General features: G+C 38.8%; 16 protein-coding genes. 6 read left to right on the plus strand and 10 right to left on the minus strand.

Annotation, left to right across the window (positions count from 1 at the left end):
* From QT327_RS03715 to QT327_RS03730, 4 genes are all read right to left on the minus strand, one after another.
* The gene (locus QT327_RS03715; protein ID WP_289552066.1) at nt 1–915 is read right to left on the minus strand and encodes an LLM class flavin-dependent oxidoreductase; all 915 of its coding nucleotides are present in this window, start codon (nt 913–915) and stop codon (nt 1–3) included.
* Between the two features lie 2 nt (nt 916–917).
* The gene (locus QT327_RS03720; protein ID WP_289552067.1) at nt 918–2,114 is read right to left on the minus strand and encodes a lanthionine synthetase LanC family protein; all 1,197 of its coding nucleotides are present in this window, start codon (nt 2,112–2,114) and stop codon (nt 918–920) included.
* Nucleotides 2,115–2,209: 95 nt separating this feature from the next.
* Nucleotides 2,210–2,428, minus strand: a complete 219-nt coding sequence (locus QT327_RS03725; protein WP_289552069.1) for a class I lanthipeptide — start codon at nt 2,426–2,428, stop codon at nt 2,210–2,212.
* Nucleotides 2,429–2,965: 537 nt separating this feature from the next.
* Nucleotides 2,966–4,378 (minus strand): biosynthetic peptidoglycan transglycosylase, encoded by a 1,413-nt coding sequence (locus QT327_RS03730; RefSeq protein ID WP_289552070.1) that lies wholly within the window; start codon nt 4,376–4,378, stop codon nt 2,966–2,968.
* A 461-nt stretch (nt 4,379–4,839) separates the two neighbouring features.
* Here QT327_RS03730 and QT327_RS03735 point away from each other — a divergent pair, with 461 nt between their 5' ends.
* The 3 genes from QT327_RS03735 (at nt 4,840) to QT327_RS03745 (ending at nt 7,585) form a co-directional block, all read left to right on the plus strand.
* Nucleotides 4,840–5,241, plus strand: a complete 402-nt coding sequence (locus tag QT327_RS03735; RefSeq protein ID WP_289552071.1) for a hypothetical protein — start codon at nt 4,840–4,842, stop codon at nt 5,239–5,241.
* A gap of 166 nt (nt 5,242–5,407) precedes the next feature.
* On the plus strand, nt 5,408–6,940 hold the full coding sequence (locus QT327_RS03740; RefSeq protein ID WP_130856825.1) for an OmpP1/FadL family transporter: 1,533 nt from the start codon (nt 5,408–5,410) through the stop codon (nt 6,938–6,940).
* Nucleotides 6,941–7,120: 180 nt separating this feature from the next.
* Entirely contained in the window at nt 7,121–7,585 is a 465-nt protein-coding gene (locus QT327_RS03745) for an SRPBCC family protein (RefSeq protein ID WP_130856824.1), read from the plus strand.
* 380 nt (nt 7,586–7,965) lie between these two features.
* On the opposite strand, the gene QT327_RS03750 is transcribed toward QT327_RS03745, so the two are convergent.
* The 3 genes from QT327_RS03750 to QT327_RS03760 are packed head-to-tail and all read right to left on the minus strand — an operon-like array spanning nt 7,966 to nt 9,769.
* On the minus strand, nt 7,966–8,691 hold the full coding sequence (locus tag QT327_RS03750; protein WP_289552073.1) for a hypothetical protein: 726 nt from the start codon (nt 8,689–8,691) through the stop codon (nt 7,966–7,968).
* A gap of 2 nt (nt 8,692–8,693) precedes the next feature.
* A complete protein-coding gene (locus tag QT327_RS03755) occupies nt 8,694–9,119 on the minus strand; it encodes a hypothetical protein (RefSeq protein ID WP_289552075.1) in 426 nt (141 codons plus the stop codon).
* 5 nt (nt 9,120–9,124) lie between these two features.
* Complete coding sequence (locus QT327_RS03760) at nt 9,125–9,769, minus strand: RNA polymerase sigma factor (protein ID WP_246860311.1); 645 nt, start codon at nt 9,767–9,769, stop codon at nt 9,125–9,127.
* Between the two features lie 137 nt (nt 9,770–9,906).
* Here QT327_RS03760 and QT327_RS03765 point away from each other — a divergent pair, with 137 nt between their 5' ends.
* The 3 genes from QT327_RS03765 (at nt 9,907) to QT327_RS03775 (ending at nt 11,824) form a co-directional block, all read left to right on the plus strand.
* The gene (locus tag QT327_RS03765) at nt 9,907–10,281 is read left to right on the plus strand and encodes a hypothetical protein (RefSeq protein ID WP_149105996.1); all 375 of its coding nucleotides are present in this window, start codon (nt 9,907–9,909) and stop codon (nt 10,279–10,281) included.
* 12 nt (nt 10,282–10,293) lie between these two features.
* A complete protein-coding gene (locus tag QT327_RS03770; RefSeq protein WP_289552077.1) occupies nt 10,294–10,788 on the plus strand; it encodes a YceI family protein in 495 nt (164 codons plus the stop codon).
* A gap of 70 nt (nt 10,789–10,858) precedes the next feature.
* Nucleotides 10,859–11,824, plus strand: a complete 966-nt coding sequence (locus QT327_RS03775; RefSeq protein ID WP_289552078.1) for a DUF5777 family beta-barrel protein — start codon at nt 10,859–10,861, stop codon at nt 11,822–11,824.
* A gap of 59 nt (nt 11,825–11,883) precedes the next feature.
* Here the strand turns inward: QT327_RS03775 and QT327_RS03780 are convergent, their stop codons facing one another.
* The 3 genes from QT327_RS03780 to QT327_RS03790 form a co-directional block, all read right to left on the minus strand.
* Nucleotides 11,884–12,159: a CBU_0592 family membrane protein gene (locus tag QT327_RS03780; RefSeq protein WP_130856818.1), complete on the minus strand. Its 276-nt coding sequence runs from the start codon at nt 12,157–12,159 to the stop codon at nt 11,884–11,886.
* Between the two features lie 204 nt (nt 12,160–12,363).
* Entirely contained in the window at nt 12,364–12,843 is a 480-nt protein-coding gene (locus QT327_RS03785) for a Dps family protein (RefSeq protein WP_013667879.1), read from the minus strand.
* Nucleotides 12,844–12,927: 84 nt separating this feature from the next.
* Nucleotides 12,928–14,304, minus strand: coding sequence for an NfeD family protein (locus tag QT327_RS03790; protein WP_341273589.1), 1,377 nt, complete (start codon nt 14,302–14,304; stop codon nt 12,928–12,930).
* Nucleotides 14,305–14,352 lie beyond the last annotated feature (48 nt).

The raw sequence follows: 14,352 nt of genomic DNA on the forward strand, positions 1-14,352 counted from the left end.
TTAATTAATGAACTCAGCTAAGTTGTTAAGTGATTCATCTCTAATTTGTGGATCGTCTTTACCATTTAAGAACGGAATGGAAACAATAATTTCTTCAGCTCCATATTTGTCTTGTAGTTCAAGGATTTTTGTAATGCATTCGGATTTGTCGCCAATAACAAAGCCTTCTTTTTTTTGATAGATATTTTTCTTTTTCCATCTGTCAAGTAACTTTTTATCCTCAATACATAGACATTTAATGGCGATATTTCTCTGAGGAAGAAACCCATTTTGGTAGAAAAATTTTTCCGAAAAAATCTTTAATAGATCCTTTTTGTCCATTTGGCACAAGGAATCATGGAATAAGGACAAACTAAAATTGGATTTGTAGTTTATTGCTTGTTCGAAGACGGAATCCGAAGTTCCCAGAAACCAATAATCAGGAAATTCTCCCCCAATAGGTGCGATATATAACTCGACATCTTCTCCTTTGAGAAATTTGCTGTCATCATCTATAATTTGGAAAAGCTGGTCAATCTGCGAGCGAAAGAACATTTGTGAATCAGCAGCAGATAACTCATGCGTATATTTCTTTACAAATCCAGGAACTCCCCCTCTAGCAAATCCTAATTCTATTCTATTGGGAAATAAAGTGGATAACATCTTAAATGTCTGAATTAGGCGATATGGATTATGGTAATTTAAAAGAACACCAGCGGCACCTATTTTTATTTGTCTAGTTGAAGAAGCTATCAAAGTTAAGAGTACCTCAGGGCTGGACCATGTTGAAAACTCGTTATAATGTTCACCAATCCATAATCTAGAGAATCCCAATTTTTCAATCTTAATGGAATATAGAATTGTTTCCTCTATTATCTTTCGGCTTTGCTGCTTGTCAAATGCGTAGCCAAATTCTAAGATGCCTAATTTGATCATAACTAATCCAATAAATCCAGAAAGAATATCTTATCCCAATTCGATAGAGAATTATCTGGGTATTTTAGATTTAAATCAATAAGGGCAATCCCACTTAACCCCTCTAAAAGTCCTTGATGCCTAGTAATCAAATTAGCATATTTTCCGAATTGCTCTTCAGAGAAATTGATCCAATAGCGATATGCTTCAAAAATTTCATCATCATTAAAAATCTTTCCAAATTTGTTTAGAATAAAAGCGATTCCATAACTTCCATGGCAAAAAAATAAGTTCGGGATACCCGCCTCATCGCTTACCACGGCATATCCTTTTTTATGTAATCCAGAAGCAATTTTTACCATATCCTTAGCCTCTTTACGCAAATTATCATCGTTTAACTCCTTTGCCGCTGCAAAACATGCTGTTGCGACTGATAGAATTCCATAACACCAACTCAGGACATATGGATGTCGGACGAATTTCCTTTTGTCTGGCCAAACAACAGATGGGAATACATAATCATTATCACCTTGATTTAAAAGCCAACGCACCGCACCTTTGATCATTTCCGAGCATTTCTCTACTTCGATTTTTTTGCGAACGCATTTACTCAAAAAGCAAATGATGCTTGGAACACCGTGTGCTAATCCAACATTGAAATATGGATTTTTGTCACCATCCGGATTGTGGAGAGAGGTGTAAAAGTCTAGCCATGAAATATTTTCACCATCTTTTATGCAACTTTCGTCGAGTCCGTCAATTAGTCCTTTCAACAAATCAAGCACCTTATCATCTGTCCCAGATTCTAAACGCTCAAATAAGTACTGAGCCTTGCCAATGAAGCCTATAAACGGATCGTAAATCTTATCCTCAAGATCCCATTTCAACGATTTATAGAGATTGGCGTCAACGTCAATTAAAAAATCATCATAATCGTCGTTTAGTAATTTACGGTTCTTCAAAAACCGGATTAGCCATGTTAAACCTGTCAAACCATAGGCAAATTTAAAATTTAAGGTATAGTTAGCAGCCAACTCAACATGTTTATACAATAAATCTTCTGCCTGTACTTTTACCGTTTCATCTTTGCCAATGTCATATAAGCTAAAAAGTACAAGAACTTTACTGAGTTCTCCCGTTAAAATGCTACAATTGTCAATATTAACATCAAAATTAATGTATGGTATTATATGGGAAATTTCTTTACTGATTTGGAGCATTGAGTTTTTATTAATCAAAAAAGCATCATAGTCTTAAGAATAATATTCATAAAACTATGACGCCATTTTTAGAACTAAATGTTTTGTTTACTATTCTAACAACCAATTGCAGAACATACCGCAGCACTTGGCTCAACTGTCACTAAAGCTGCACCGCTAGAAGCACCAGCAAACGCAGATTTACTACATGAATAGCTTCCTCCACAACAGCTGTCATCCAATGCACCCAATCCAATTCCACCTCTTAGGTTGCTAAGTGCTTTTTCATCCAGGTTACTAATAGTCTGTTTGTTCAATTTTAATTTTTTTTTCATTTCAAAGGGGATTTTAAGTTAAATAAATTGTTAGTTATATATTGAGGCCTAAATATATTGCTTAACATGTTTGTTTACACTTAGGGAGCTTTCTTTGCTTTCTCTTCAATAGAAATTGAACAAATTACTTTACCCAGCCATATATTCCTTTTTATTGGAAAATGCCATCTTGTTCATTATTAACAGACTGCAATTGCTCTTTACAGCTTTCTTCTCTCGAATATCGTTCTACGAATTTTAATAGATTCATCGATTGGCTATGTTTATCCATAAAAACGACGATTTTGGATGAGACAATAAGTATAAATATTGACAGTTACTTTTTTAATGTATTCAAATATAAACAGTATTTTGAAAAAAAAAAAGAAAAAAGAAAAAAATAAATAAGTTAAACAAATATCATCGAAAGCATTCTTTCCATTTTTTAAAGCTCCGTTTTTTATAACAAAGGTAGTTAGCTATCAACAGATTGCAATATGTTTTTGGGCAGCTGGGTACTTTAATTGATTCGAAATCGAATTTTTGTAACCTTGAGGTTCAAGTATTCCTTAGTAGGCGTAACACACCCAAATCAGAGGTGAATTCTATTTCTAAATTATTGTCATTCCATAAACCAAATTTGTCCAAGTCAATCCCTTGTTGCTTAAGCCTATGTAAAACAGAGTGTACATGCTTACTAAGATTCACAGTCAAAATTGGCGACTTAATCTTCAAAGCCTCAAAAAAGTGTTTTGGCCTTGGAATAATATATGTTAGGGTAATCATTTCGATTAGTTTTAACTCAGAAACACTCTTACCAAAATAGAAGTTTGAGGCCTCCTTTACCCCCCTAATGTCTGGAGCGAATTCAATTATATTAAGATATACTTCAAATATCTTCTCCTTTGGTACGCATATAAGGTTTTCCATAATTAAAGAAATAAACACTTCCTCAATCTTCCGGTAAAAATTTCTATTCTGATTTAGAAAGAGATTACGAGAAAGCTGCATTGTAATGGTACTAGCGCCCCTCGCTATTTTTTTCAAATGGATATTGGTTGCTAGAGCGAAACCAATATTTTCAATATCTATGCCATTATGGAAGTAAAAAGACGGATCTTCGCACATCATTACAACCCGTGTCAACAAAACCGGATAACGTTCAAATGTAAGGAATGTATCAGTATATCGATCATCAACATGCAAACCGAATTCATTTAACGTGTAGTTTATTGAGTTAATTGACCTGGACATCTTGAAAGAGTTAAGCGAAATCAATTCAAATTCAGAGTCAGCAAAGTCGATGTCAAATTGATATTGATCCGGAGAACTTCGACTAAGTTTATACCTTCCCGAAACTTCTAAAAAGCCTCCAACATCAATGTCGTAGATGGATCGGTTAATAAAATTTTTAAAAAACACTTTAATATATGCAAAATCAACCCTATCAAGCTTAAAGGTTAGCTCCAACCAGTCTGGATTTAATGTTATATTAGACATGACGTTGATCCCATCTACAAATAATGACTTCATGTCTATATTCTTTACACAATTACGTTCGAAAACTTCTATATTAAAAGCAATTTTATCAAACTCCAAATTATCATTTGCCAAGGAATGTAGGGATATATCCGAGCCTCTGAGTTCAGTGTTCATTTTTATAGAAGATTTATCAATCTCAATTTTGGCATCGAGACCCTGAAAATATATTTTCAGAAGATTCTGTTCGCCTTTTAGAAGAGATATTGTAGATTTCGAACATACAACTAGACCTGGTCTAAAGATAGTCTTTCCTTTGTGGTTTAATTCAAAATCGTGTAGTCCATTGATTGCGAAATCTTCAACTATTATTTCTTGAAAAAAGGGTTGAAGCTTAGAGGTTAATGAATGAATCCTAGGTATATAGTTGGCATCATGTTCAGCATTCACCGATTCTTTCCCTCCCCACTGTTCATGTCTTAAAATTCGCATAGAAATAAGCTCTAAACTCTTAAAAAGAGGGCCATTAAGGAAGGGCTTGTTCAGGCAAAACCGAATGCTTTTTACAGAAAAATGCGCATTCCTTTTTGGAAAGTTAAAGTTTAGATTATAAAGTATGACATTTAAAAAACCAGTGATCTCAATTTTCTGATAACTTATTTCGACGCCAAATCTGCGCTCCAATTTCGATTTTGCAAAATAAAGGATTCTTTTGAACAAAGCCGTTTTCTTAAAGCTTTCAGAAAAATCAAAGAAAAAAGACGCTAAAGACTTCAATAGATACTAAATAACGTTTTTTTAAATCATTTCCGAACTGGGCTACTGGGGTGGCGGCTGGGGCTATCCAGGCTGGGGCTGGGGTGGTGGTTACATAAGCCGCGGAAACTATCAGCCTCGTTCATATGCCGATAACTATAGAGGGTCAAGATCGTCTATAACTCGAATTAACCGAGGTGTTACCGGACGGGTTACTTCAGGTAGTTCAAGACCTGCCAGAGGTGTGGTTTCCGGTGGGTCGGCTTCAAGCTATAGAGGTCGAGGCGGCCGGTCTTCATCCGATGCCAATATTAACTCATCAAGAGGTTCATCATATAACGGTTCGGCAAGAGGCAGTAGACCTGCAATTAGCAGACCGAATTATGGAAGATCCGAAGGCTTGTCAAGACCCGGTTATTCCCGTCCAGCTACAACAGGCTCAAGACCTGGCGTTACTAGACCTTCAGGATCTTATTCCAGACCAGCTCGACCAACTAATTCAAGACCGAGTGAAGGTTATTCACGCCCTACCTCAAGGCCATCCTATACTCCGTCTCCGAGTCGTTCGTCCGGAGGATTTAGCGGCGGTGGTGGCATGAGCAGAGGCGGTGGCGGCGGTTCCGGCAGCTCGTCTAGAGGTCGCGGAGGACGATAATCTTAGATAAAAATAAAGCCGACCTTTTTTGATCAATTGTTTCAAAATTAGTCGGCTTTATTATTACATAACATAAAGCAATCCACTTATTACTAATTAATTTACTTCTCATGAATAATAAGAAATTAGCAACTCTTTGTCTGTTTTTATTTACAGCGGTTGCTTCTAGGGGTCAAAATTTGGATGAGTCGCTTTTATTTTCACAATACGAGCAAGGCGCCACAGCTCGCTTTAAAGCGATGGGAAATGCGCAAACGGCACTGGGTGGGGATATTAGCAACATCGCCGGTAACCCCGCTGGTCTTGGTTTTTTCAACAATTCCGACATAAGCTTATCGCTGGATTATTTCGGTGATAAGAATAAAGCCACTTACTTTGGTTCCCAAACAGAGAGCACCCGAGATCGCTTCGGTTTAAATCAGTTAGGTATCGTTTTTAATCTCCCGTCTATGCGTGCGAGAGGTGCTAATCTAGATCAGGGTTGGCTTAACTTCAATGTAGGTTTAAGTTATAATAAAACGAACAGCTTTATATCCAACTTGAATTATTCAGGACAAAACAACGAATCAAGTATTGCCGACTATATGGCCGATCCTAGAACAGGTGTTGCTCACGACTTTGGTTGGGATGCGGGTTTAGTTGATATTGGCGCAGACAATCTGTATTTCCCTATGGGTGTTCCGGATAATACACAACGTTCTTTCACACAAACTAAGGGATCTCAATCAGAAACCAACCTGTCATTTGGGGCCAACTACAGCAATAAACTTTATCTAGGTGCATCCGTTGCATTTTCTTCTATTGATCATCGCACCTATAGGCGGTTTGAAGAGGATGGCTACCTGTTCGATGATAGAGTCGTAGACCAAGGCTCTCGTTTCCTAAACCCACAACAAGGTTCTGATGATCCTCGTTTCTACAACGAATTATTGAATTCCGATTATTACTACGATGATGATTACGAAGGGCATACAAAAGGCGCCGGTGTAAATGTAAAGCTTGGATTAATTTATCGCCCTACCGACATTATTCGTATCGGACTTTCGGCCACGACACCTACTTGGTATAATATGTCAACTGATTATTCAGATTATTATGGGATTACTAACTTTCACCCGGAAACAGGTGCGGAAATTTCGTGGTATGAATACGAGCCGGAGTACAGTTCATATGACTACAATTTAAGGACGCCATATCGTGTAAATGGTGGTATTTCCGCGGTATTTAGCAAAGGTCTGATCAGCGCAGACGTCGAATTCGTCAACTATAAAAGCATGAAAATCACTACAGATGTTGCTGACCTTGATATGCAATATGCAGAAGACATAAAAAATACATATAAAGGAGCCGTTAACTTAAAGGTCGGTGGTGAATATGTTGTTACGCCACAATTTATGATTCGCGCCGGTTATAACCATACGGGCAATCCTTACGAAAACGTAGATTATAAAGCACAATCGATTACCGGTGGTTTAGGTTTCCGCTTTGGCAACTATTACGTCGATGCAACTTATCAAAACTGGAGACAAGAGTATGATACAACGCCGTACGCTCTAGCTGCTGATTATCCGGTAAATTCGCCTATTGCCAGCGTTAAAAATACCCGTAACAATGTGTTCTTAACTATTGGCGCTAAATTTTAGTGCGATAATCGTAATCGCAAAATATAAAAAGGGTTAAGTAAAGATACTTAGCCCTTTTCCGTTTATTGGAAGCCAATCCTGTAGATTTCTGCATCGCTAAAGTGAAGTCTCCCAAACCAATTCATCCTTCACTTGTTAGCAAGATACGGTAAGTGTCAAAGCAGCCATAACAAAAGTAATATGGGAGATATTAGAAAAAAAATAATGTTTGATGCACCTTTGCAAAGGTCTTTTGATATTTTTCTGAGTGATTTGGGAATTTGGTGGCCTAAAGAGTACACTTGGTCGAAAGAAGAGTTGGTTGCCATCAAAGTCAATCCGACCGTCAATGGTTTTCTTACTGAAATAGGCCCATACGGCTTTCAGTGTGACTGGGGGCGAATTATAAAATTTGATCCATATACTTTAACTTTTCTTTGGCAAATAGGGCCTAACCGTGTGCCCGAACCAAACCCTGACAAAGCTAGTGAGGTGGAAATTTCCTTTAGCGAAGGCAACGAATGCACAACGATGATTTTGGAACATCGAAATTTTTCAAAGCATGGCGAAAAGGGCCCTGCTTACCGGGAAATGATGGATGCACCGGAAGGATGGGATTATATTCTGGCTTGTTTCGTAGAATATTTACTAACCAAAACGGCTTAAAAGACTGTAGCTTTCAGCAATCGGCTTTATTGACTTCAGCTTTCGGATATCAGCTTTCGGCTTTAGTCGGTGCTACTGCTACGAATAGGGTCGTAAGCTATACGCTGTAAGCTTTAGGCAACACTAGCTCCATCATCAAATTGGCTAATCGGCTAATTAACAACTCCACAACTCAACTATTTAACTATTGACTAACCGACCGTAGGGAGCTCATGAACCGAGCGCAACGAGCTCATGAATGCCAATAAAAAGCAAACAACAATGAATAATACCATTGAAAATAAATACTTATGAATAATTTAAGCTATAAGCAGCAATAAGCTCTAAGCCATCTGATGATCTCATTGGCTAATCGGCTAATTAGCTACTCAACCACTTAACTATTTTCCCAATTTAAAACTAACCGAAACGGCTAAGCCCTTTGAGTCCAATTTTGTCCGCCCATAACCGATCCCTGTTAAAGGTAATTTGACAAATGGCCTAACGCCGATTGTGACTTGGTTGTTCAACTGTTGTTCAAAAGTTGCCGAAATATTCGCTACGCCAAAAGGATGGTTATTTTGCCCTCTTACTTCATAGTTAGTGCGTTGCTTATCTTTATATGGATCACCGGTATCGTAACTAAATTCATATTGCTCTCGTAACATGAAATAGCTGGAAGCACCTCCGTTCAAGGTAATACGGGTTGCACCTTTATTGTAAACCTGATAATTAAGTTCTATAGGCACATCCAACACATCGCAAGCAGCATCTACCTGACTGGGTGTTGCTCCGTAGCTTCTTTGTATTTTGGGCCGGTAAAAACTGTAAGGTGAGTTATAATTCTTTCGTGCGTATAATACGCCGCCTGAAACGCTTAATTTCTTACTTAATGGTAGCGTATATAATACACCAATATTTTGGCTTAGCTGAGGATTACCGGCACCTCGTACGCTTGTTAAATCAGGCGCTGCTAAGATGGTTAAGTAAGATGGTCTTCTTTCTCGGTTGATCGTTAATTTTGGTTCAGACAAAATTTCTGCATCTGATGTATTAAATGAATATACAGGTGCTGGTTTTAGGCTTTGCCCTACTTTTCCAAGTAAGCCGTTCGTTCCTGCTTGCACTGTTAAGGTATCTTTATATATGTTTTCCGATATAGCTTCCAATCTACCCGTTCGTTCGTTAGATTTGTCTTCAAGAAGAGGGATGGAAATCGTTGGTGACGTATTCTTCGATGGCGCCTTATCATTTTAACGATCTGATCGACAATAGGTGGTACCGGCTTATCTATATGCGTTTTTTTAGATATGATACTATCTTCCTTTTTAACCACTTCAACAGACTGATCACTTGTAATGGGCCACCAGATGACAAGAAAAACCAGTATAACAGCCGCAGCGGCACTTAAAGAGCTAAGCCAAATAAGTCTTACCTTCTTTTTCCTATTGTTGACGAGCTTTTCTTCCATAGCTATCCAGTGCATCTCATCGTAAGATACTTCCGGGTTGTTCAACCCTTCTCTGAATAGATCATCGAGTTTCTTCTTCTCCATCACACTTATTCACTAAGGTTCTTGTCTGCTTCATTTCTGCCGACATTCAAGTCGATCGCCTTTAGCATCTCCATCAATTTTGCCCTGGCCTTAAACAGGTTAGATTTGGATGTTCCGACAGAAATATGCAACATTCCTGCTATTTCTTCATGGCTATATCCTTCAATTGCATAGAGGTTAAAAACCGTACGATAGGACGGGCTTAACGACTGTACCATGAATAATAGGTCTTGATAGTTTAGTTTCTCATAGATTGCTTCGTCAGACCCGGCCTGATCGTAATCCATTATATTTTCATTTCCTGCAAATTTAAGGTTAGCTCTATAATAATCGATTGCCGCATTGGCCATAATACGACCTATCCAAGCAGTAAAAGGTTTAGTGTGGTCGTATTTCTTGATATGCTTAAATACCTTAAAAAAACCATCGTTCATAATGCTGGCGGCGTCTATTTTATTACTCGCATAACGTTGGCAAATTCCCATCGAATATGCATAGTAATGTCTATAGAGTTCCTTTTGGGAATTCCGATCCTCTTTAATACATCCCTGTATTAGCTTCGATATGACTTCTTCCTGATTCTCCTTTGGTGCCACCAAGCCCTCCTTCCAATAAGCATTACGAATGCCGTAAAAAAAAGGTTGCTTCAAAGCTAAAATTATTTGTGCGTGTAAGGACAAAATTGGTAACAAATATTTTGCAATTTTTATAAAGCTAGGCAACCCTTTTGTCATGCGCTCCGTATTTAGAGTATCAATCAAAAAAAATAAAACGAATAGGTTAGCTTATGAAAGTCACGAAAAAAAAATCACTTTACACACTTGCTGTTTTAGCAAGTTTTATCGCTGTTATATACAGCTGTTCTAAAGATCAAGCAGTGGAGCCTGAAAAACCTGGCAATGAAGAAGTAACCGCTGAAAATGTTAGTTATAGCAATTTCGCCGGAGCCCTGTTTCAAACGAAATGCGCCGGTTGCCATGCTGCAGGTGGCGGTGCAAGTGGCCGTTGGACTTTCTCCGGCTTTGCATCTGTTCGGGATAATGGAGCGAGAATCAACAATGTCGTGCTAGTAACTGGTACCATGCCTGTCGGCGGTTCACTAAGTGCTAACGAAAAAGCGCTATTAAAAGCCTGGTTTGATCGTAATATGCCTGAACAATAACAATTAGAAATTATGATTCAGAAAATAGTTTTATCCTTATTTCTTATAATCCCTCTTTCTGTTGCAGTTTCAAAGGCACAGAACACCTTTGTAAGTAACGGGGCTACGATATCTTTTTTTAGCAGTACGCCCGTTGAAGATATAGAAGGTGTTAGTAAAAACGGACTTTCCGCACTGGACGTAAATACGGGAGACATTGTATTCAAGGTGAAAAACACCACGTTTCAATTCAAAAAAAAATTAATGCAGGAACATTTCAATGAAAATTATATGGAGAGCGACCGATATCCGTTTTCTGAATTTAAGGGAAAAATAAATGATCCTGGAAAATTGAGAAACGATGGGACCTACCAATGCATGATTAGCGGTGTACTTACCGTTCATGGTGTTGCTAAAAGTTACACTGCACCGGTTAAAATAACCGTGAACAATGGTGCGATCACAGCTAGCTGTACGTTCAAGGTAAAAACGGCCGACCATGATATTGAAGTTCCAACCTCGTTATAAAAAATATAGCAGAAACCTTAGACGTTAAGGTTGCTGCTATTTACCAAGCTAAAACTCCTTAAGTCATCCTATGAAGTGTATCACATTTTTTCTCCCTTATTTTCTATTGATCATTCCCTTTTCTCGTTTGTTCGCGCAGAGCGATTTAGAGGCGTTAATTCAAGAGGATAGTACCACGCGCGAAAAGGTGAGTGCCACTTTTAAGTCCAACCATTTAATCAATGCACAGTCGACCGAAACGATCCATAAAAAGGAACTCGAATTCCGGGTAGATCACCGATTTGGAGATATTGCAGGAGGTAGTGGGGGTATCGGAAATTTCTTCGGTCTTGATCAGTCGACAGACATCCGCATTGGTTTTGATTATGGTATATCTGACCGATTTAATGTTGGGATTGCCCGTGCAAAGGGTGCCACTGCGGCAACACAATTATATGAAGCCAATTTCAAATATCGTTTTCTAGAACAAACTACTGATAACGCTATTCCGGTAAGTCTTGCCTTTTTTGGAAGTGGGACGGTAAGCGGTGTTAAGGCTTCTGACGATCCTACAGCCTCGACCTCCTATAAGAATTTCGGCGATCGGATAACCTATGTTAGTCAGTTGATTGTGGCAAGAAAATTTAGTCCTAGCTTTTCTTTTGAACTTATTCCGAGTTACGTACATCGGAACTATACGATTTTTGGCGATCAAAATGGTGTATTTGCCTTAGGTGCCGGTGGTCGGTTAAAGATTAGCAAACGGATGGCTATTGTAGCAGACTACTTTCTTCCTTTTAGAAGCAAAGACAAAAAGGAATACGTAGAAAACATCAATCAGCAGAAGTTCTACGACGCCTTAGGTGTTGGTTTAGAAATCGAAACAGGCGGCCATGTCTTCCATTTAAATTTCACTAATGCCACAGCCATTCAGGAATCGCAATTTATACCGGAAACTACGACATCTTGGGGTAAAGGGCAGTATAGATGGGGCTTCAGTATATCTAGAAGATTTTCATTTAATAAAGATAGAGAAGGAAAAGCGGGTGGGTATTAGCGATTGACCACCCTAAGGAACAAGGGTTAAAGTTTAGAAAATCGCACCTGACTGCTGGGCTATGAACGCTTAGCAGTCACTTTTTTAACGGCACCTGGCAGCGCAAACTTAATAAGGCTAATCAACCCAATAAGTGCCCACAGCCCGTTAGCTACCGTGTTTGGTGTATCGTGATTGTAAAAAGCACTGATTACGAGAAATAATCCACCTAATGCGTTTAGCAACTGGTATTTCCAACCATTGGAATGAATATAACCTAGGCTAACCAACAAGTAACCGGAAGTACAACAGGCAACGCCGATCCAACCTAACAAGTTAATTGTTTCTAAAGACATGAACATAAACTATTTATCAAAAATAAATAGTTTGCTACTTTAGGAGCCTACATACTGTATTAATTAATTGTTAAAAGGTAGATTGAAATACAAAGGCTTGTCTCAGGTTGACATTCTCCCGTATCTATGCCATATCAATACCGCTACGCTCGACGACGCAAGAAAACGAACTTTTAGACAAGCCCAATGTATAGATTCAAGGTGTTATTGCTTATTGAGAAAGGCTCTTAACATCCAGTTTTGCTTTTCGTTAAACTGCATAAATGCGTTCACCATATCGTTGGAACCTTCATCATTTGCTTCGTCCGTAATTTCTAGCAGGTCCCGTTGCAAAGCGATCAATACTTCAAGGTCCTCTACCACAGCTTTCACCAGATCGACATCCGACATTCCGATGGTATCTATTTCCTTGATCTCCGCTGTCTCAAGATAGTCCTGATATCGGCTGAGCGGTGATTTCCCTAAGGTTAGTATACGCTCTGCTAGCTCATCAATGGTTGTAATCGCATTATTATATAATTCTTCAAATTTAGCATGTAATGTAAAGAAGTGCGAGCCTCTTACATTCCAATGACAACCACGTAGTTTTTGATAGTGAACATGATAGTTTGCCAATAAATCATTTAGGTGATCTACAACAGGTCTTAATTTTTTCTCTTCTAAACTAATTGCTTTTGGATTCATACATTATATTTTTTGTTAGTACCCTAAGCATGCGATCTGCATGCCGGGAATGACCTACTTATAACGTTTTGGCTTATGAATTGTTTAATACACCTGATCGTCCTTCTTTTTTCTGACAAAAAGATTATAGTTCTCGTGCTTTTCAACATAAACAATAGTATCCTTATCGATGAACCCATCTAAGGCCACGGCATCATACCATTTCCCTTCAATCTCGATTTTACCCGAAGGACGCAAGGCCGTCTTGGCGACTCCTTCTTTGTTAATTAAATTAAGATTTCTTACAGAAGAGACGTATCCTTTACCCGACTGTTGCTCATCGGCTAAAACCAGCCGTTGAAATGCACTGGAACGCAGAATGCTTTTGCCGAAAATGACACAAAGAATAATAGAAGCAATAGTAGCGGCGATTACAATAACGAAGGAAGTCATTACTTGGTTAGGCTCAACAGGTTGAAAGTTAAAGTTCTGATTGGGTACCATGCTGAATGCCAGTCCACATACCAATGCAATGATTCCCAGAATACCCGCAACACCAAAACCCGGTATGACAAAGACTTCGAGTAACAGCAAAATAATACCGATTATGAATAAGGCGATCTCCCAATTATCGGCCAGTCCCTGGATATATAACGGAGCAAAGAATAGAAGTGCAGCTATGATGGCGACTATCAATGCAAAACCGATGCCCGGCGTTTGCATTTCGAAATAAATTCCGCCAATAATCAGTAAAATCAGCACGCTACTCACTGCCGGATTGATAAGAAAATTAATAAAGCTATCAACCCATGTGCTTTGATACCGGGTGATAGATGCCCCTTTTAGACCTTCTTTAGCAAGTATCTCTGTCGAACTAACCACTTCGCCATTGATCATACCAATTTTTAGCGCTTCTTGTGTCGTCAAAGTAAGTACTTTGCCAGCCTCTTTTAATTCCGGTAGCACGACATCCGGGTCCACAAAAGCTTCTGCTACTCGTGGATCTCTCCCCTTTGCTTCAGCCGTTGCCCGCATTAAGCTCCGCATATAGGATTGATATTTCTCCGGCATCACCTCTCCTTGAGGATTTACCACGCTGGCAGCCCCTATGCTTGCACCTTTAACCATATAGATTTTATCACAGGCAAGCGCCACCAGCGCACCGGCAGAAGCCGCATTATGGTTTATAAAAGCAATGGTTTTCAGCTCCGACTCTAATATCTTAGTTCGTATGGAATCGGCGTAATTAAGCATTCCACCGTAGGTATTGATTTCGATTAAAATATAATCGGCATGATGTGCTTTAGCTGCACTAAATGCTTTTTCAGTTTTACGCCAGGCTGCCGGGCCAATTTCTTCACTTAAGTAATATTGATAAACGGTGGCCGTTTCCTGCGTTTTGCCTATTGCAGAACCGGGTAAAAATAACGCAATTAACAGTCCTATTGAAAGCCACTGCCGTAGGCTTCTGTCTTTTATCATAAGCATTGTCTTTATTTTTCTCCTTTTACCGATAAAGCTTCTTTTCCT

The sequence above is a fragment of the Olivibacter sp. 47 genome, assembly GCF_030372825.1.
GTDB lineage: Bacteria > Bacteroidota > Bacteroidia > Sphingobacteriales > Sphingobacteriaceae > Olivibacter > Olivibacter oleidegradans.